Source organism: Sphingobacterium sp. UDSM-2020, from assembly GCF_016132525.1.
GTDB classification, from domain to species: Bacteria; Bacteroidota; Bacteroidia; order Sphingobacteriales; family Sphingobacteriaceae; genus Sphingobacterium; species Sphingobacterium anhuiense.
In genome coordinates, this window is sequence record NZ_CP066166.1 from 158,383 (window position 1) to 180,331 (window position 21,949).

A 21,949-nucleotide genomic window follows, 5' to 3' on the forward strand; every position below is an offset into this window, starting at 1 on the left:
CTTTAATACTCACGATATACTATATCCGAAACATTATATACCCTATGGAATTATCGATACATAACTGGATGCGAGCCGAAACAATAGAAACAACAATTCGCAGAGCCTCCAGTTTAGGCTATACTAAAATTGAAATTGCTGGTAGTCCAGAACATTATGACACGAAAGAGGTCAGAAAACTCTTAAAACAATATGGATTATCATGTTGGGGCTCTGTCACATTGATGTTAGGAGACCGGAATTTACTGGCTAAAGATGAAGCTCAGCGCTCTAAATCCATACAATATGTCAAAGATGTAGCTCGTATGGTTAAAGAACTCGATGGCCACATGATCTCTGTTGTACCGGGTACAGTCGGTAAGATCATACCCGACGGCAGACCCGAAGAAGAATGGCAGTGGGCCGTTGACTCGCTACAGGACGTATATCACTACACAGAGTCATCAGGCATATTGATTGGTATTGAACCCATCAATAGATTTGAAACTTATTTCGTTAACAGGGGTGATCAAGCGCTAGCACTTGCTGCGGCCGTAGGTCCCGACTGCGGTGTATGTCTAGATACGTTTCATATGAACATCGAAGAAGATGATCTCTATGAAGCGATCAAAAGAGCCAAAGGAAAACTTGTTGGATTCCATGTTGCCGACAACAATAGGATGGCCCCAGGAATGGGCATGCTGAATTGGAGTAAAATACTTGAAACACTCGATCAGATTGGTTACAACGAAGTGCTTTCTGTGGAATTTTGTTCACCTTTGGACCGTACTCCGGCTAACCCCTATCCTAATTCTATTGATGAGCATCCCGAAAACCTCTCTCCAGAGCAAAAGAAATTTCTTGAAGACCATGGCAGTGCATCAGTTTCGGAAGAGTTTTATACAATGCTCACTCAGAAATCATTCGAGACTTTATCCAAACTTATTAAGTAGCTGTTAGAAAATCTGTTATACACTATTTTCAGCATGCGAACATGAGTCAGCAGTATAAAAATGAGCTTTTCTCAGAAAAATGCAATTGAATAATTCATGGGACTTGATACCATATACATGGAGTAACCAATATTAAAATTCGGTAAAATAGCTTTACCATATTATAAACACTAATAACAATGAAGATAACAAACGTAGAAGCATTCTGGCTTCGATGTCCTATACCAAAAGAAAAACAGCATTTTTCAGATTATGGTCTGCTAACTAATTTCGACATGACGCTCGTAGTCGTTACCACTGAAGATGGTCTTCAAGGTTTTGGGGAAGCAAAAGCCGCTGTCGGATCATCTGGAGTGTGCGCATCCATCGTAAGTTGTATTGAAAATGAATTAAAACCCATTCTAATTGGTAAAAATGTAAAAAATATAAACCGTCTTTGGGAAGAAATGTATAACGGTACACGTGATCATTATGCACTCACGAGAGGTCGAAGATTTCCCATCCTTGGTCGAAGAGGATTGACAGTAGCGGCAATGAGCGGTATCGACACTGCTTTGTGGGATTTAAAAGGTAAAGCTTTGGGAGTACCCGTTATGGATCTTCTTGGCGGAGCCTGTCGCGAACAGATGCCTGCATATGCCAGTGGTGGCTGGGCACCTGTTGATCATATAGGTGAACAGCTTAATGGTTATGTTGCTAAAGGATTTAATGCTGTAAAAATGCGTGTTGGTATTATGGATCAAACTGTCCAAAACAGTATTGACCGCGTCAAAGCAGCAAGAAAAGCACTGGGTCCTCACATTAAACTCATGACAGATGCACACGGTACTTTCAGTGTACCTGAAGCAAAACAGTTTTGTCGAGGAGTAGAAGATTGTAATTTGTACTGGTTTGAAGAACCAATTAGTCCCGACAATAGACATGGTACAGCAGAAGTCCGCGCTTCCACTACAATTCCCATCGCTGCAGGAGAAAGTGAATTTACAAGTTTTGATATCCGTGATTTGCTTGAAATCAGAGCACTAGATGTCATACAGCCCGATGCCGCGATTATTGGAGGTATTTCCGAAACCATGCGAGTTGGACACCTAGCAAATGTTTATCAATTAGAACTTGCTCCACACTGTTGGGGTTCTGCTTTCTCATTTATGGCCGGGCTGCATGTCGCATTTGCATCCCAGGCAGCGACCATTATTGAATTTTCACTTGGAGGAAATCCTATGATGTATGATCTGGTTCATGAGCAGATTACAGTTACCGATGGTGTCATCGCTGCGCCAGTGGCACCAGGACTGGGACTAACACCCAACTGGGATTTTATCCACGAGTTTAAACAGAAAATATAACCAACAAAATAAATTGAACTTATAAATCAATAGATATGGCACGTGCAATCAAAATCAACCACGTTACACTTATCGTAGACAATCTTGAAAAGGCAGCAGCATTTTATCAAAACGAATTGGGTCTGGAACCCCTTGCTGCCTTTAGATTCGATTACCCTGTGATGTTTTTTAAATTTAATGATGAGCAACAGCTTCATCTCTCGGAATGGGAAGATACGCCTTCATTTCGCGGACATATTTGCGTTCAAGTAGATGATTTTAACAAGATCTTTTTCCGTATGAAAGAACTCCAGGTGATCGATATTTCACCCTGGGGGAAAGTAAGAAAATTACCGGATGGTGCCATGCAGCTTTTTCTGCGTGACCCAGCAGGCAACCTCGTTGAAATATCATCAGCACCGGGCAGTGAAATCGATCCACTTATTCTAGAAGACGAACTCTATGAAGAAGGTATCTATGTTTCCAATAGAAATGATTTCAGAGGATACAAATCGGATAAAGCGACCTTATACCATAAATAAATTCCAATAAAGAGAACTGCGGGATCCCATCATATGGCTATCAATAAAAACGTTTTACTACTGGAAACTATAGCTGAAGAAGCCTTAGTAATGCTTCAAGATCAAGTTAATGTACGGACGGGATACGATCGTATTTCATTGCAGAAAGCAGTTGACAAATACCCCATCCATGCCATTATCACCCGAGGAAAAGGCCAGATCAACAAAGCGCTACTGGATGCCTGTCCTGCCCTACAGACGGTCGCTCGATGTGGTGTAGGCCTTGATAATGTTGATGTACATGAAGCGACAGCTCGCAATATCAGTGTCATACATGCTCCTGCATCCAATGCGGCAACAATTGCGGAACATACGCTAGCGCTCATGCTTATGCTCGCACGCAACCTGTACGAGTCCATGCAGCAGGTAAAAAACAACAACTGGAACTGGCGTAACCAATATAACGGCGATGAGCTCCATGGGAAGACCCTTGGAATTATCGGCATGGGCAATATAGGTCAACGTGTGGCTAAACTAGCTGATGCATTTGGTATGAACGTCATATATTCAAGCCGATCTGCCAAAGATGTTCCTTATTTGCAGGTTACACAAGCTGAACTCCTACAGCAGGCCGATATTGTCAGTCTCCACCTCCCTTACACTGCTGTTACCGGAGCCTTATTGGGTACAGCGGAACTGGCCTTGATGAAGCCTACTGCTTTACTCATTAACACTGCCCGCGGAGCATTAATCGATCATGAAGCGCTTGCAAAGGCGCTAAATACAAATACTCTTGCAGGTTTTGCCGCAGATGTATTACCAGAAGAGCCTCCAAAACATCCGGATGCAGTAGTCGATCATCCACATACACTCATTACTCCGCACTCCGGTAGCCTTACTGCTACGACCTATAGACAAATGTGCGAATATACCATCACTAATGTACTGGCGCTTTTACGGGACGAAAAACCAGAAAGTAGAAGTATCTATAATTTTAGTGCCCTGCAGAAACAAGCTTAAGGGTATCGGCGGTATAAAAAAGGTTAAGTAGCATAACACTACTTAACCTTTAGTATCAAGTAACTTCGTGACATTACTTTTCTAATGGAAACTCCTTCAATAATTCCGTTGGAGCATAAAAACCCTTTTTACTTTCTGAGGCTGCCCTGACTGCTTTTACTTTTTCTTTGGAAACTGCAGAAGCTTTGTTTCCAAAGGAATTGCGCACGTACGTTAATACTGCGGCTACCTCCTCATCACTTAACATACCTTCAAAAGGAGTCATCGGTACCTGACCCGGAAATTTTGTTCCATTGACTTCCATTGGACCATGTAAACCTTTAAGTACTATTTTAATTAAACGATCTTCACTACCTGTTACCCATTTCGTTCCATGAAGAGGTGGAAAACCTGACATCGGTAAACCATTACCATCAGCTTGATGACAGGTGATACAGAATCCTTCTTTTGCAAAAAGTGCCTTACCCTTAATAAACTGATCACGTTCTTTGCCGGTAAGAGAAGTTTTGACTTTATCTGGACTATCCTTCAATTCCTCCCTCCCATTTAAATTGGCAACAGCCATCGTGTATGCAGGCTCAATCCAATCATCAACACCCTTTTTAGCGATTACCTGCATGATCTGCAAGCCTTTCTCCTTTGGCATCCAAGATGCAGCGGTAAGCACCTCAAGACGTACACGGCCATGCGGATCAGATGCGGCCTGCATCAGCAGCTTTTCCTGATCTTTTACCTGATGCCCCGTATAGCGCAATACCCGTACTGCAGCAGCCCGAGCATGATAATCATCTGATTTCAACACCTTACTCAGTAACTCTTGATCAACCTGATTTAAACCCCAACTTACCCATAATGCTTCAACCAGCTGATGCTCATATTTCGGATTACTTTTATCCAATTGCGCTACCCAGGCTTTTAATTGTGGTAGTACTTCTGAGGATTTCCGCCCCCTAAGTTCAGCACGAGTACGATAACGGGTACGATATTCTGGTAATTTCAAGTTATCTAGCAGTTGAGAAATAGAGGCTCCAGAAATTTGAGCCGGTTTTAAAAGTGGTCTTGACGGGTAAGTTATCCGATAAATACGTCCGTGCACATGATCGCGCAACGGATCACGGGCATTATGCTGCATATGCCCGATTAAGATATTGTGCCAATCCGCTATATATAGAGATCCATCCGGGGCAAATTCCAGATCCACAGGCCTAAAATTCTTATCTGAGCTCTGCAGTAAGTCCTGTCGATGTGTACTCTTATAACCTGTCCCATCATCGGTCAACCGATGTTCTTTCGTTCCTAAAAAGCCGATGGTATTATTGATTAAGAAATCTCCTTGCAGTGAATCTGGAAAATGGCGGCTTGAAACAAACTCAAGACCAGAAGTCGGACGCACACGATGTTCATCCTGTACCAGATTCCGCGATTTGGTTGTTGCTACACCATATTTAGGTTTTATAGTCACGGGCAACATCCAGCTGACATCAGGCCCTGAAGTTTCAGCATAAAAATTTTGCCCCCATTCATCAAAAGCTATACCCCATGGGTTGGGTACATTAGGTTGCGCCATCCGTTCCAAATAGCGACGTTGAGGGCTATAACGGTAAAAACCACCATTTGTACCACGAACGGGCCCATAAGAGGTTTCTATATTAGAATGTAAAAATACTCCTTCTCCCATTATGATCGCTCCCGACGGATCGACCGTAAAGGCATGAATATTATGATGGGTATCATGATCATCAAAACCACTCAATAAAATCTCTCTGACATCAGCTCGATCATCACCATCCGTATCTTTCAAAAGCATAAAATTAGTTCCTTGAGATAGATAAACACCATCAGCAGTAATTTCAAATCCTACCGGGAGATGTAGTCCGTCTGCAAAGACAGTCTGCTTATCTGCTTTACCATCTTGATCAGTATCTTCGAGTATGATTAACTTATCATTAGGTTTCGAGTCCCCTGGTTTATAATGTGGGTAACTCGGCATTGTAGCTACCCATAAACGACCTTTATTATCAAATGTAATTTGACAAGGATTAGCCAAATCTGGAAATTCCTTTTCTGAAGCAAAGAGATCAATCTTAAAACCTGGAGCGACCTTCATAGTTGCTAATGCATCATCTCCATATAAATAAGCTAAATTACCATTCTTCCCGGGGTCGTAGTTTGTTTTTATTTCAGGTACAGGGGTTGTCTTTTTATCCGCTGAAGCAATATCCATTTTCTCCCCATGCGCCGCCAACCAGATGGCCGTATCTCTGATAGCGGTCATCTCACGGATTTTCTTAATTTCAGCAGGGTAGTTATCAGGGCCAAATGGATCATATCTTCTACCATAAGCATGTACCCCATTCGGAATTTTTATATCATTGTGCCACATCCAATTTTTTTCAAGAACAGCATGACGTACAAGATCTCGGTTAGCTTCAACTTTACCATCGACCTTTCCAAAAATAAGATCTGCCAATAGAGGCGCAAAACGCGCATAACCAGCATCTGTCAATTGCGACCCATCGATCGTTAAGGGCTCTTTTGTCCAGAAATACCAACGTTTTGTAGGACTGTATACATCGACAAAATGTACCTTATTCTTCGCTGCGACATCTTTCATTGCAGATGCATATAATAACAAATTCTGATTTTCTTGCTTCCCGTCTGGCAGATCATATTGCTTAGAGAGGTTTTCAAAAGCAATAGGAGAAACTAATGCTAGTTTCACCGGAGATGTACCGTTATACTGCTGTTTAAGCGTATGTTTGATAAAAGCATCCAGTTCCAATTTATAATTTTCCAACCCCTCAGCACCTTGGAACGATTCATTATAGCCAAAGAAAGCGATGATGATATCAGCTTTTAAACGAGACAACCATTGATCTTCCGTTTCAAAAAAACCTTCACTTCCAGAAGATTGAACAAGATCTGTTTGAAAATTTTCTGCTCCAGGAAAAGCCCAGGGCGATTTCCTGCTCGCATGTGGCCTAAAGCCTGGAGTGTTGCCCCCATCGCACATGTTTCGGATATAGAGATTCGAGTCCGGATAACGTAATTGAAGCTCTGTTTCAAAATGCCCATAATTCATCATCCGAGATCCCAAATTATTCCCAATAAGCACAATGTGTGCTCCTTTTTTTAATGTTAAGATGGGTTGTTTTGATCGTACTAGAAAAAGAATTACGCCAACTGCCACGGCAGCCACGATAATAAAAAGAACCCACGTTCTTTTCGTTACAATTTTCATCATTTTGTCATTTAGGTTATCGCTCAATATTCATTAAGCTTGGTTGCGTCTATGTTGCAATATAACAAATTATCAAGCAATTACATTTCCAAAACAATACTCTTTTGTAAAAAAAACGTTTCAAAAAAAACTCGAGATCAGATAAAAATACACTCTTATTAGTACTGCATGCCGAAAAACATAGAAAATGTCACAAATTATTCTTTTGTATCATTATTGAAACATAAAAATATAGAGAGGTAAAAATAAAAGATATAATCATCCTAGATATTCTATCTGATTTTCATAAAAAGAATATAGATCAATAACCAAAATAGATCAAGGACTGCATTCCAGAATACTCTCTTTAAGATTTTGAATGACGACAATACGAAAAGACTTTTACACCGGAAGCATTTCCACACTGTAGTTTTGCGAAATCATTTTGCGTGCTGGCAATGAGACATTGCGTTATGGCCGAATGATTTCCCACTCTTGACAACTCCTATAGCAATATGGTCGAGTGTCTTCACGTTGTTACTTAATCATTTTACGCCATGGCGGATCAGCTATTCGCTACGGTCAATTGCTTCTTTACCATCGCCATAATAGATTGCTATGAGGCGATATATCTTTGTACTTCAGGTAGTTCATATGGTGATATGGTTTATTAACAATGCTGAATGGCCATTAACCATGGCTACGTAACATGCTTTAAAGGAAATAGTATTTCATTATTAAGAATAATTAATTACTTAACATGTAAAACAGAAGTGTTATCTCGTCTATTGTCAAGATCAAAAGAACTTCTCGCAGCCCCCCTATCCAGCTAGGGGAAGTCTAATTTTTAATTGAATCTGTTAGAAATCATCTCGGGGATCTTATTTTTCCTGCTGTCGTAACGAAAAACCCATAGGACAACTTTGCATTGCGGTACGGCGAAATAAAATAAGTATAAGGATTTGTGCATAGGCCATACCGCGACAAGATAAACCACATGCGCTCCCTGTTCATGTTACGTAGAAAATTAAGTAAATCTTAGTCTAGAACCAAAGAAACTATTTCGTGATTTTTATTTGGAAAAAGCACAATTATGAAGATCAACCTATCTAGTATCAACAATCTTTCTAAAATTGTTTTTAACAAGAAAGGCTGTCTCATCATAAATGTGACAGCCTTACAGTTATTGGCTCCAAGTTAATAATGCTACCTATTCTCCTTACGCTGGATGATTAGCGAAGTGTTTGCAAGCCATGGTGCTGAAAATTGAACAGAAACATTTCCTTGCCCAGGATTCAATTGAATGTAAGCAATCATTTTGCCATGATATACGCGATGTCTATTATCAGTATAGTCTGTCATATCACTGTTGTTTCCAGCCTCCAGTCCCAAAAGCCTAGCGGCACCTACGATCCTGCAGGTAACCTCATCATCTGCCAGCACAACAGGTCTGTTGTTTTTGTCAACCACCTGCAGTTCCACTTGAATCACGTCGCCAGTTCTTGCCGAAACAGAAGATTCTGAGATGATCTTTAAGGCATAAGAACGATCGGATGTTTCTAAAACTTGACGTACCAGCTCCTTTTGTTCCTTGTCAAATCCAATAACTTCCAATCTCCCTTCTGCATACGGGATATCCCAATAAACAATGCCCTGTTCTTCATTATACGATTTGATATCACCGACAACTTTACCATTTAGTTCTAATCTTGCAAAAGCTGTATTTGTGTAGCAGACAACACGTATCAATTGACCTTCCCGATAGTTCCATATAGGCCAAGCATCCATCGATGGAGCTTCATTTTTCCGTTGCCCCCTTTCAGTTTCGAGATCCGACCACACATCAGTTTTACCAACCTCACCTTTCAAGGCATAAGTTCCTAAGTAAGCCATTGGTTTTTCTGACCATAAGGCTTGACGAAAATATCCTCTCGGTTTAATAAATCCCGCAAAATCTAATAAGCCAGAATAAAAGCCTCTTGATGGCCAACGACCAGACTCGCCCAAATAATCAATTCCTGTCCAAAGAAACTGACCAAAAATATGGTTATTGTCCCGGACAGCTTTCCAGGCAGGCAGATCATGTCTATTCTCGCTACCAAATATCACCCGTTTAGGATAGTGGGTATGATCTTCTTGATAACGACTCTCCGTGTAATTGTATCCTGTCATATCCAGAGCATCTGGATATTCGGTTTCATTGGACATGGCAACTCCTGCTAATCCACCTGTAACAGGTCTGCTCCTATCATATTTCCGCACCACAGTGGCTAAACGCTTGGCAATATCACCCAATCTCATTGCATCTGGTGCATCTTTTTTAAAGCCACCAAAGATCGGTTGAGTAAAACCACTACTTTGTTTTCCATCAAGTATCGGATGAGAATAAGGATCATTTGGATAATCCACTTCATTCCCGATACTCCAGGCAAAAATAGAAATATGATTCCGGTCTCTCTTCACCATATCTGCAAGATCACGTTCGCCCCATTCTTTGAAGAATTTGTAGGATCCCTCAAATCCCGGTGTTCCCACATTCCAACCTGCCAGCCATTTACGCTTGGGGTATTCCCATTCATCATATGCTTCATTCATCACCATAAGACCTAGTTCATCACACAGATCATATAACGAGCTTGCTTGTGGATTGTGACTGGTACGGATCGCATTGACACCTAATAACTTTAAAGTCATCAATCTACGCCTCCATATTTCAGGATAAAATTCGGTTCCAAGTACACCAGCATCATGATGAATACAGACCCCCTTTACTTTTGTCCACTTACCATTTAACGCAAAACCTTGATCGGGGTCGAACCTTAGGCTTCGGAAGCCCGTTTTTATTTCGGATCGATCAATCTCCTGACCATCTTGTAACACTAAGGTTTTTAAAGTATAACGATTTGGTTGTTCCAAACTCCATAATTTTGGGTTTTTAACTCTCATTTTCATAGGAATTGTCAGATGGCCATTTGCAGTTATAATAATCTTCTTCGCATTCTTAGCCACCACATTTCCCGATTCATCGATCAACTGTTGCGTAACCGCTACAACAGTAGATCGACTTGTTTCATTAGCAAGTGCGACTTCAACATTTAAAGTTCCTTGATTTCCATCAATTTCAGGATAAGCATATACCCCCCATTGTTCTAAATGAATAGGACTCGCTTTGATAAACCAAACATCGCGATAAATCCCGGATCCAGTATACCATCTCGAATCAGCATTATGGCTATGATCCACTTTGACTGAAATGGTATTTTCCTGGCCAAAGTTGACGAAAGGTGAGATATCGTAAGAAAAAGAAATATACCCATTTGGACGCTTTCCAACCGATTTTCCATTGACAAATACCTCACTATAATTGTAAACACCCTCAAAATACAGGTATATTTTTTTTCCTTGATCTGCAGTCGGTATCAGCAATTTCTTTTGATACCAGCCGATTCCTCCCGGCAGATAACCGGTGGCACTAGCAAGATTTGGACTTAACGGATACTTCACACTCCAATCATGTGGAAGTTGCACCGATCGCCAATTTTGATCGGCCTGTGCATTGATCTTTGCACCATCTAGATCTCCCAGATGAAACAGCCAGTCTGTATTAATTTTTTCAGCGCTTCCAAATCCAGCCTGTGCAAATAAAGATTTTGATCCCAGCAATAAAATTGGGATAATTAAGCGGATAACTTTTAATATTTTCTGCATTTTAAACCAAACTACTTCAATATATATGCGTTACTCTCCAACGATCAAAAACCCACCATCGGGTTGAAGCGTCACTTTTACTAACTTATTTTTTCGGGCAGATACTTCCTTATATTGTGCTGTTCTATCCTTATTATCAGCATACAATTCCACCTTTTTTCCCGAAAGCATAGGTAAATGAATCGTTAACTCCTTTTCCTTTTTCTCTGCATTTATTCCTACGATGTACCAACGGGCAGCATGTCTCCGAGCTAACACCACATACTTTCCAGGATATCCATCTATCAAGACCGTTTCATCCCATGTAGTTGGTACTGCTTTCATAAAATCAATAACATGTTTAGGCATCTCCGTAAGATTGTTAGGTGTAATTCCAAAGTTCTGAACCGGTGTCTGAAACAGAACAGCTGTAGCCAACTGAAATGTTTCAGTTGTTTTTCTGATCATCCCACCGTCGTTTTCACGATTATGCTGTTTATTGAGTAGAACGGGGCCGAAATCCATTGATCCTACGGCATTCCGAATAAAGGGATGCAAACTCGCATTAAAAGCCTCATTATCATTCGCATGTTGTGTAAAGATCAAATTCTCTGAAGCCAGTACAGCCTCGCTCCCCACAAAATTGGGATACATACGTTCCCACCCCCTCGGCAAAGTACAGCCGTGAAAAATAACCGATAGACCATAATCATTCGCATCCGATAAAATATCTTCATAGAGTTTCATGGTCTCCTGTTTGTCGCCACCGAAAAAATCAACCTTTATACCTTTTATACCGACACTTTGCATCCAGGCCATTTCCTTTTTTCTTGCCGTGTTAGTATTCATCATATTTTTCGGAGTTTGTGGTGCATCATTCCAAAAACCATTGGAGTTGTACCATAAACAGATACCAACACCTTTGTCTTTTCCGTAGGCAATCAAGGTCTCCATTTTATCTCGTCCGATTTTACTATCCCACCAATTATCAACTAAAACAAACTCATAGCCCATAGCTGCCGAGAGATCTATAAATTTTTTCTGATCTTCAAAATTAATGCTTCCATCTTGCCACTCTAGCCAACTCCAAGTTGAGCGTCCATAAGAATACTGTTTCGATGCCTTATATACAGGCTCAACCACATCAAATGCGATCGTAGTTTCTACAATGGGCTTTAGCGTACTTCCAACAGTCAGTGTGCGCCAAGGTGTATTACCCGGCAACGCGATTGCTGGTTGCGCATTCCCTATCCCGTTATTTTCGCCGATATCTGGAAATGCAACCTTAAATTGACCGTCCTGGGTTCCTTCACTTAACTTAGACCCACAGTACAGTGCGCCAACACCAGTTTCAGAAACAAGTACCCAGCCACGATCACCAACACGAAATAATCCTGGAAAGGTATAGCCATAGCCATACTTCGAGGGAACTCCCAGTTGAGCATCCACCGTATACTCCTCTTCATAACTTGGTTTCGTTTTCATCCAACCAGACATGGGAGGTGCTTGAGGAGTCAGAAAGGTGGTTGTCAGATTCGGGAATTTAAATGCACTCAATTCCTCTTCAATATATAGATTGGCGGCTTCACCAACCTGTGGCACATGATACCGAAAAGCAATATCATGATCACTAACCCGAAACACCACATGTAAAGCTTTTTTATCGCTATTTTCTAATTTACAGATCAGTTCATTTGCCTGGTAATGTACCTGTTTACGTTTTATTTTGTGCTCCTCATACTGCACATCAACTTGGTTATATATCTGATCAACTAATTTCAAATTAGCAGATAGATCAACATGACGTCCTTTTAATCCGAGTGCAGATCTTTCAAGCATTACCTTTCCATCCAATTGGACATCATAATAAAGCTTCCCTTTTTCCAAAAAGATATTGACCACTAATCGTTTATCAGGCCCAGAAATAGTCAGATTTTGCGCAAAAATCAACAATGAGCTCAAGCTAAGAACAGTGACGATAAGTAAACGTTTCATTATAGTGTAAGTTTTTTGTATAAAAAATTATAAAGAAAGCAAACCTTACTCGTGTGTAGGAATTACTTTTTTAATAGTTCCATCCGTGTTAAATTCCAGCTTATCCATACATACTTCCCGATTGTAACCTGCTGCATTGCCCATATGTATACCATTAGGATAATTAAATCGGTGATAGACGATATACCATTCATCAGTACCCGGTATTTGCAATACAGAATTGTGTCCAGTACCATAAATTCCTTTTGCAGGATCTTTCTCAAGAACAATATTATTCTCTGGAATATGGATCTCTCCCATTGGTGATGATGAAGTACCATAACGTACCCGATAGTTCTCACTTCGGGTATCATCCTCAGACCAGAAGAAATAATAGGTTCCATTTCGGTAAATGACATAAACACCCTCACGAAATGTACCATCTATCTTTAATGTTTTCATTGTATTTTGTTTGATTGATACCATATCCTTGTTCAATTCTGCAACAGCGAGATAACCATTGCCCCAATACAAATAACTTTTACCAGATTTCGGATCGTTAAAAACTGCTGGATCAATTTCCTGTCCACCTTTAATACCATCAGGTTTAAAATCGATCAAGGGTTTTCCTGAATCTTTAAATGGACCTGTAGGCGTGTCAGCAACAGCAACGCCGATCTTTTGCGCTGCTGTGAAATAATAGTAGTATTTATAATCGCCTTTGATCTTTTTTTCCGTTATGGCAGGAGCCCAGGCGTTACGGGTACCCCAAGACACGTCTTTTTTCAAATCTAAAATAACGCCTTCATCTTTCCATGTTTTCAAATCATCTGAAGAAAAGGTCTTAAAATAATAACCACCCCAACCATCAAATCCATCACTCGTTGGATAGATATAATACTTTTTCGTTTTATGAGAATAAAGAACATCTGGGTCTGCATAGAACCCATCCAATACCGGATTTTTCCGATTTGGTATTGTAATGTCTTTTGGTATACCCCAACGTTCTGTCACTGCTTTTAATTCACTTCTTGACAAAGGAATAATAGAACCGTGTCGGGGATGAAAATCCATGTTAACCTCATGATCAATCACCTTGAAACGATCCAGATCATCCGATTCACAGAACTGATACTTACCTTTCCCATATACATCGTACATTAAAATGTATCGATCGGATTGATTAAGTTTAAACACACTGGATCCTTCAACAGCATCAGTAGTTTGTTGTTTATAACCAGGCTGTTCGATCCATTTTCCAGAAGTAAGAGAGTCGGTTAAAGCCAATTTAAGACCGTTACCATGTCCTTCTGTTTTGTAAAACATATAGAATAACCCGTTCTTATTGATAATATCACCATCGATACAAGATTTACCATTTTTAGGAATAAACAGTACTTTAGGCTCAGATTCAAAGTCAGTAAAGTCGTTATTAGCATAAGCATAATAAATGATATCAGGACCATCACCATGCTTCATCGACCAATAAACCATATATTTATTAACAGCAGGGTCATATATGGTTTGTGGAGCCCAAACGCGCTTCAAATTTTCGTGACCTTTAAATCGATCTTGAATATTAATTACGCGATGTTTCCAATGAGTAAGATCATTCGATTTTAACAATATCAAAGCACGATTAGAATCCCAACCTTTCGATGAGGTCATATCGGTCAGCACCATCAAGAAAGACTGACCGTCCTCTCCTCTCAAAATATGCGGATCGCGTACTCCACCAGTTGTACTAATGAGCCTTGAGTCCAAGATAGGTTGATTGTTGTTTAACGCGCGATAGGTATAACCATCGGTGCTAACAGCAAAGCACACAGATTCATCAGCTACCGCATTACCTTTAAAATAAGCAAATAGGTAACCGATAAAGTCCTTTTCGGCAGGACCGTATTTATATTCTTGACCGATGGCCTTACCGATGATGTTAATAGCAAAAAAAATAATTAAGATTTTGGCTAACGGCCATTTTCTCTTCTTCATGTAAAGTTTAAGTTATGAGGTTTATAGAATAAGGTTGAGCATGTTTTTTACGAATTTACAAATAGAACCGCATAAATTACTTGAGGACTACCTTTTGTACAGGAGTATAAGTATACTCTTCCGATGAGGAAGATTTCACACCCACACGCGCAAAAATATAATCTTGGTCTTTCAATCCTGTAGACAACTGAGCAGAAATACGTGTTTCCGTTCCTATTACGATGTTGTTAAGATCAATTTTAATCTCCTGATCAAAGACAACATGATCGGTCAACATAGATTTACGTAAGAAAACCTTTACTTGATCCAGATTGGAAGACTCAGCGGTCTTTCTGATGGTAAAGTTTGCCGCTATTTGACCGTTTGTTGCCTGAAAACTTTCATTTCCCACAGAAAAATAAGGGATAACGGGTACATCAAGAACTGTATTTCCATCCACATTTACGAAGATTGTGTCAGTAGATTGCCGTAACCAAGGTGAATTTCCTTTTCGGACTAATTTATACTTGCCTTTAAATAAACTGGCAGAAAACTCCCCTGCTTGATTAATATATACCGGAATCAATGATTTTAAAGGATAACCGTCCTGCCATAACTCCAGTTCAGGACCATTATTACGTACACCGACAGCTTTACCCTCAAAAACTACTTTTCCGGTTAACGAATCTTTAGGTGCTTCAAAATTATCATATTCACAACCAACCACTAAAAGACCTAGTGTAGCGGTTAGTACTGTTAAAAATTTTATGTTCATAATTCATTAGATTATTGCAGTGGATTTCTAACAATCTTTGGATTATTGTCCAGTACCCTTTGCTCAATAGAAGAATAATAATTTGCTAAACGGAAAAAACGAGCTTTGCGGAAACGACTAGGTTTCATGCGTGCATAGATAAATTTACCATGGTCCACATGTCCTGGACGTACCACACGATAACCATACAGACCGCGCACCACAGCATTGCTGTCATTTTCAGCCCCATTCCATACTGTATGCGCTAAACGCCATCGTTTCAAGTCAAAAAAGCGGTGATCTTCAAAAGCGAGTTCTACCCTACGTTCATTACGAATGATGTTCATGGTTAATGTGCTGATACTATTGGCTGGAAACCCAGCACGTTCACGTAAAGTGTTGATGTATTGAGTCGCATCACCGATTTGTCCAAGTTCAAATGTTGCTTCAGCCGCATTGAGGTAGATTTCGCCAAGACGGAACCAGGGCCACCAATTAGCAGCAGATGTCCCTCTGGCACTAGCAGCAGGAGCATCACTCACAAATTTACGTATGTAAAATCCCGTATTACTCACATCCTGTGCATCATCCTTTGGCCCATCAAAACCAGTCCACAACCCACCTGCATTTACTTGCCCAAGTTGATTTCCTAATTGTTGTCCCAATTCTGGAGCTGTTGAAAGCTGGTACGTTCCGTTTTGCCATGTAGCAACACCTGCCTGTATACTCACACCACTATTTCGGAAAGAACTTCCTGGATAAACCACAGTACCATATAGACGAGCATCCTTATTCTTAAAAATATCATCAATACCAGTATAAGTGATGTAATTTCCATTCGCATCACGATCTTGAAGCGTACCTTTTCGTCCATCAATGTAGTCGAAACTCTCGACTAAGCTGAGTGAAGGAGAAATCGTAGATGAGGATTCGTTATCTTCTGTCAGGCTCTTGACAATATTATCATAGGTAAAGCGATGAGTTTTAAGACCAACTGCAAAATCCTTTGCAAAAATCACTTCAGATCCTGTTTTTTTATTCAACATTTCATAGAAATTAGCGCCCTTATCTGGATTTTCATTAAACAGACGATAAGGACCGCTCATCAACTCTTTTGAAGCAGCTAATGATTTACGATAATAATCATTGGCCATAGCCGCAGGGATTCCTACTTCACCACCCGCCGTAACAATAGGTTCTGTCATCAAACCATTGTATTTAGCTAAGGATGCCGCATACAACATTGCTCTACTTTCCAAAGCAAGAACAGTATATTTATTAGCCCTTGTCTTACTCGTACTATTACCTGCGAGATCCTCTTTTATTGCTTCCATTTCCTGGTATATAAAATCGTAAACCTCATGTTCTTTAGCCCGTGGCACTTGAAGCGGCGTTGGATCACCACTAAAATCATAGATGAGTTGCGTCGTCACCAAAGGAACTCCTCCCATACGTTTTACCATTTCAAAATAAACCAGTGCCCGAATAAATCGAAGCTCCGCCAAATATTGCTTCTTTGTTACTTCCGTTAATTTGATGCTTAATGTTTCTACGTTTTCTAATGAAAGGTTGATATCACGAATTAATCCATAATCCCAATAACGGCCGTAGTCATCACCAAATTGAAAATCATTACGCCAATTCTGATCACGGTGCCCGGACCACATCGCATCATCCAGCTCACTCATACCACCAGTGTTAAAAACACCATGAAGAGTTGGTAATCGGTTATAATAATTTGCCAATAGTGAAGTCAATAATTTTGGATCGTTCCAAAGCTGATCATCCGTGATCATACTTTTGGAATCCCGATCAAACCAATCGTCGTGTTTACAGCCTCCAATTCCAAGGCATACAAACAGAGCCAAACATGTATATAGCTTTTTCATTCTTGATTTTCTTTAAAATGTAACATTAAACCCAACCATAAATACACGCTGTTGCGGATATACTACGGCCGCTGCTGCTTCGATCTCTGGATCGATCTGAAATCTTTTCACATTATCAAAAGAAAACAGATTAGACCCATTGGCGTAGATACGGATTTTCTCTGCTTTGATTTTTTTTACTAAACCAGTAGAAAAGTTGTAACCAAGCTCTAGATTTCTGATTCTTAAATAACGAACATTGGTTAACCAAAAGTCACTATTTCTACTATTGGGACCAGAGTTTCCATTTCGAAGTGCCGGATAGTAACCTGCAATCCATTCGCTTTTTGGATCATAAGGATCGGCTCGGTGCCAGCGATCTTCCAGTAGATATGCAGGAGAATTACCACCTCCGTGAAAGGCATTACGCAGTTCATAATCCTGAAACCAAGACTGTACCGCCCCCCCAGAAAAATCAACATTCATATCGATGCCTTTCCAGTTCAATCCTACTCTTCCACCAAATGACATAATTGGAGCCCAACCTGTTGGATAACCAATAGGACGTTCGTCCATACCATTGATCACACCATCACCATTGACGTCTTTATAGATAAAATCTCCAGGCAGTTGCGTACGATTATTGGCGCCATCATTATTGATCGGATGGTTATTAATTTCCTCTTCTGACTGAAAACGACCAACAACTTGATAACCCCACCATACACCACCCCAACGGTCTTCGGCCGAACTCCGGTATTCATTCCACGAATTACTGAACCTTGGTTTATAAGACTCTAGATTCTTAAAGCGTGAATAAGTCAGATTAGCACTCACCACATAGTTCAATTCCCCGATCTTATCCGTATATGTAATGATACCTTCAGCACCGTAATATCCATTTTTACCCAGATTTTCATTAGGAAGATCATAGCCAATTTCTACAGGAAGTAGAACATCGTATTTCTTTCCTGGAAATCCGGTTCGGATTATCTTAAAGGCGTCGGCCGTCATTGTCAATTTATTGTCCAACATGCCCACATCTACGCCAATGTTATAATTGGTGTTTTTCACCCAAGAAAGTTTCCTGACCGGCAAACCGCGAGGCTGTAAACCGGGTACGTAATCCCCGTCCAGTACTGCATCGCCTGAAGCCCAATTATAACCAGCTAGGTACCCGTGCATACCTACGCCTTCTTCCAGACCGGTCTGTCCAATAGAAGCGCGGATTTTAAAGTCATTAACAACACTTTTTAATGGTTTAAAGAAGTTTTCATCGGAAATCCGCCATCCTAGGGAAGCGCCAGGAAAAAATCCCCAGCGGCGATCTTTATAATACAAATACGAACCATCGTATCGGCCTAATAATTCAAGTAAATATTTTCCTTTATAATTATAATTCAACCGACCGATATACCCAGCACGAGCTTGATAATCCCAGTTATCCCCAAGCTCATTTAATTCAGAAAGACGCAACAAAGGGATATAATTATTAGACGGATTTGCGCCAAGCGTCTTCATCGTTCTCTCCCAATCGGAACGTTCGTACCCGAGTGTAGCGGCGAAAGAATGATCACCGATCTGCTTATTATAATCCACTAAGAACTGCGCAAAACGAGAAACAATATCCCTATTGGTATCATAGCGCCATCCTGAACGACTTCCTCCGGTAGCTTTATATTCATTATCTTCAAAACGGTATACATCATAGGTATATTGAAATCCATCGAACTTATTATTCGTATAATTATAAGAAACAGTTCCTTTAGCTGATAGACCGAACTTGGTTTTATAAGAAGCAAATAAATTTACATTTCCAGCTAAGTATCGATTGTCTTTGTAACCTGCAATATCACGGTCAAAAACAGCGGGATTATATGCAAAATCATTGGTGTGTGTTGGGTAATCTGGATTATCATTCACATATGGTGACACCGTAGGTCTGTTTTTAAACATGGCCAAAATCGAGGAAAAGTAGCCATCTCCCCCAGGCAAACCAACATCTTGTGTTCCTTCATGTCTTCCTGAAATTTGGGTACCTACTGTTAAACCTTCCAAAACTCGAGCTTCCATATTGGCCTGTAGATTGGTTCTTTTATAATTAAAATCTTTAATCATGGCATCTTGAGTAAGATGCCCTATCGAAAGAAAATAATTAGACTTATCAGTGCCTCCTGTCACGTTTGCACTGATATTACGTTGCGGAATATTCTTGCGAATAATCATATCGTAATAATCATAACTTTTATAACCAGGATCTGTCCCCATTTGCCACTTTGCAAGCTCATCGGGGGTGTAGACCGCATTCGGATCTTTTCCCTCATTTTGGGCAGCTTCCACTAACCCTCGTGTATATTGTGCAGCATTTGCCAGATCAGGAAAACGTGTTAAATTCTGCCATCCCTGATATCCATTGATATTAATTTTTGCCTTTTCACCTTTATTTCCTTTTTTAGTGGTGATTAAAACCACGCCACCAGATGCTCTGAATCCATATACAGCGGCGGCGGCATCCTTCAAAATGGATATACTTTCAATATCCTCTAGATTCAGGGCATTAAAGATATCCGCACCAGAACCATTTTGAGTTCCTACCCAGTCCGTACCTGTTTGACCACCATAAGCTACTCCATCGATGACATAAAGTGGATTACCCATATTACGAATCTCAAGAGCTGCGCCTCTTCCTGGACGAGCATCCTTACCACGTACAGAAATACCCTGCACCTTACCAGCTAATGCGCCGGCAGCAGTTGTTGAAGAAGAACGAACAATATCCTCCGATTTAATATTACTCACGGCTCCTGTAATATTACGTTTGGACTGGGTTCCATAACCTACCACCACTACCTCTTCCAGAGATTGATCACTCGTTTCCATAGTAATAGAAAATTTGGTTTCATTACCGATTGCAACACGCTGTGTTTTGTATCCAACATAGGTAATCAGTAGGAAACCTTTTCCATCATTTAATTGGAAACGACCATCATGATCTGTACTTGTTATTAAATTTGGCATTCCATCAACAAGCACGCTAGCACCAACGATCGGCTCTTTGTCCTTATTTATTACCTGCCCCGTAATTTTAGTTTGTGCATATGTCAATAAGGGTATAAACCACATAAAAACATATAAAAAAAGAATTTTTTTGTTTTTCATAATTTAGTCGTTTTTGATAAATGGTTTCAATTTTTTAAATTCCGTTCAGGTCAAAAGGGTCGCGAGCAAAATCAGATAACATAAGTATCTGAACTTATAAAAAAATTAAATATAAAAACCATTATTATTAAATGTTAAAAATACACTTAAAAAAATGTGACAATTTTTTTTATCCTTGATAAAAAATTCAAGCATAGTATTAGGAATCCATAGTCGCTAATTGAAGGTAAAAAAACTATATTGGTTATAATTGTAAAACAAATATAAAAAAATAAATGTAAAACAAACATTTATTTTTTTATATTCAATAAGGGCATTATCCACACAAAAAAAAACAACAAATCAAATACTTAAAAACCTGTAAAATAAACTCATATCCAAAAAAATCGTATTCATTTTTTTTGTATTTTTAACAATACGATTAAGTTATACCCTTTAAAATCCAGAAGGAATTCCAAATTTATCAGTCAGTTTTTGCAGCTCTCCACTGGTTATTGGCATGACCGAACCATGTCTGGGAGTAAACTTACCGAGCAATGGTGTATTTTGAACAAAAGTAAAATGCGATAAATCTGAACTTTTGCAAAACTGATAATAACCCTCCGTATAACAGTCATACATTAATATATACTCATCCGAATCAATCAGCTTGAACACACTGGAACCTTCAACTGGTTTATGCTGATCCGGATTGAGATGACGATATTCGGCGCGATAGGGTCCTGTTAAATTTTTACTTAGTGCCCGTATCACTCCACTCCTCGTCTGTAAACCATTATTGATCGTAGATAAACCTTCATCCTTAAAAAATAAGACATATTCCTTCTTTTTTTTATCAGACACAATATCACCATCAATAGCTGCCGTTCCAAAATCAAATAGCAGTTCAGGTGTACCGAGATCTGTAAAATCTGCATTCGCATACGAGTAGTAGATTTTAAAATAAGGCTGTTTTTTATCTCCTACCGCATACTCCCAGTCGTGTCTACCGATAGAATAATAGATCATGTATTGTTGCTTGTCATTGTCCCAAATGGTTTGCGGCGCCCAGACCGCATGTAAATTATCCTGATCAAATCCTTCCAGATCAGGAAACCGCGTTGGGAAATCAATCGCTTGATGTTCCCAATGGATTAGATCGGTACTTTTCATCAAGATAATACCATCATTGCTTTGCCAGCCCTCACTTGAACGCATATCTGTCAGCACCATATAGAACGTTTTTCCATCTTCAGAACGCATAATATGGGGATCGCGAACACCTTTTTTTAAAGCAATGCTATCAGATGCAATAACCGGTTTTCCCTCATTTAAGGGCTGATAATTTAAACCATCTTTGCTTATCGCATAACGAACCTGTTCGCCTTCTGGACTATTGTCAGAAAAATAAGCAAATAGATAAGCTACTGCTTCAGGTTTTGAAGCTATACTTTGTTGTCCGAATGCTGTGATTTCAATCAATAACGCCATCAATATCAATGGGCATCGGATTATAATTTGTATCTTTTTCATGTTACG

12 protein-coding genes are annotated in these 21,949 nt (G+C 39.9%); 4 read left to right on the forward strand and 8 right to left on the reverse strand.

The window, feature by feature from the left end; genetic code table 11:
• The first annotated feature begins 44 nt into the window (after window positions 1–44).
• From JAZ75_RS00755 to JAZ75_RS00770, 4 genes are all read left to right on the forward strand, one after another.
• A complete protein-coding gene (locus JAZ75_RS00755) occupies window positions 45–932 on the forward strand; it encodes a sugar phosphate isomerase/epimerase family protein (protein WP_208699700.1) in 888 nt (295 codons plus the stop codon).
• A gap of 179 nt (window positions 933–1,111) precedes the next feature.
• Window positions 1,112–2,278 carry a mandelate racemase/muconate lactonizing enzyme family protein gene (locus JAZ75_RS00760; protein ID WP_208699702.1) on the forward strand — a complete coding sequence of 389 codons (1,167 nt, stop codon included), beginning with the start codon at window positions 1,112–1,114 and terminating at the stop codon, window positions 2,276–2,278.
• Window positions 2,279–2,313: 35 nt separating this feature from the next.
• Window positions 2,314–2,799, forward strand: coding sequence for a VOC family protein (locus JAZ75_RS00765; RefSeq protein ID WP_208699704.1), 486 nt, complete (start codon window positions 2,314–2,316; stop codon window positions 2,797–2,799).
• A 33-nt stretch (window positions 2,800–2,832) separates the two neighbouring features.
• Window positions 2,833–3,798 carry a 2-hydroxyacid dehydrogenase gene (locus JAZ75_RS00770; RefSeq protein WP_208699706.1) on the forward strand — a complete coding sequence of 322 codons (966 nt, stop codon included), beginning with the start codon at window positions 2,833–2,835 and terminating at the stop codon, window positions 3,796–3,798.
• A gap of 73 nt (window positions 3,799–3,871) precedes the next feature.
• Here the strand turns inward: JAZ75_RS00770 and JAZ75_RS00775 are convergent, their stop codons facing one another.
• The 8 genes from JAZ75_RS00775 to JAZ75_RS00810 all read right to left on the reverse strand — a co-directional run bounded on the left by JAZ75_RS00775 (window position 3,872) and on the right by JAZ75_RS00810 (window position 21,943).
• A complete protein-coding gene (locus JAZ75_RS00775; RefSeq protein WP_208699707.1) occupies window positions 3,872–7,042 on the reverse strand; it encodes a PVC-type heme-binding CxxCH protein in 3,171 nt (1,056 codons plus the stop codon).
• 1,182 nt (window positions 7,043–8,224) lie between these two features.
• The gene (locus JAZ75_RS00780; protein ID WP_208699708.1) at window positions 8,225–10,726 is read right to left on the reverse strand and encodes a sugar-binding domain-containing protein; all 2,502 of its coding nucleotides are present in this window, start codon (window positions 10,724–10,726) and stop codon (window positions 8,225–8,227) included.
• 30 nt (window positions 10,727–10,756) lie between these two features.
• A complete protein-coding gene (locus tag JAZ75_RS00785) occupies window positions 10,757–12,700 on the reverse strand; it encodes a glycoside hydrolase family 97 protein (RefSeq protein WP_208699709.1) in 1,944 nt (647 codons plus the stop codon).
• A gap of 45 nt (window positions 12,701–12,745) precedes the next feature.
• A complete protein-coding gene (locus JAZ75_RS00790; protein WP_208699710.1) occupies window positions 12,746–14,671 on the reverse strand; it encodes a family 43 glycosylhydrolase in 1,926 nt (641 codons plus the stop codon).
• A 76-nt stretch (window positions 14,672–14,747) separates the two neighbouring features.
• Window positions 14,748–15,425, reverse strand: a complete 678-nt coding sequence (locus tag JAZ75_RS00795) for a DUF3823 domain-containing protein (protein WP_208699711.1) — start codon at window positions 15,423–15,425, stop codon at window positions 14,748–14,750.
• Between the two features lie 11 nt (window positions 15,426–15,436).
• Window positions 15,437–17,293: a RagB/SusD family nutrient uptake outer membrane protein gene (locus tag JAZ75_RS00800; protein ID WP_208699712.1), complete on the reverse strand. Its 1,857-nt coding sequence runs from the start codon at window positions 17,291–17,293 to the stop codon at window positions 15,437–15,439.
• Window positions 17,294–17,305: 12 nt separating this feature from the next.
• The gene (locus tag JAZ75_RS00805; protein WP_208699713.1) at window positions 17,306–20,431 is read right to left on the reverse strand and encodes a SusC/RagA family TonB-linked outer membrane protein; all 3,126 of its coding nucleotides are present in this window, start codon (window positions 20,429–20,431) and stop codon (window positions 17,306–17,308) included.
• Window positions 20,432–20,866: 435 nt separating this feature from the next.
• Window positions 20,867–21,943: a glycoside hydrolase family 43 protein gene (locus JAZ75_RS00810; RefSeq protein WP_208699714.1), complete on the reverse strand. Its 1,077-nt coding sequence runs from the start codon at window positions 21,941–21,943 to the stop codon at window positions 20,867–20,869.
• Window positions 21,944–21,949 lie beyond the last annotated feature (6 nt).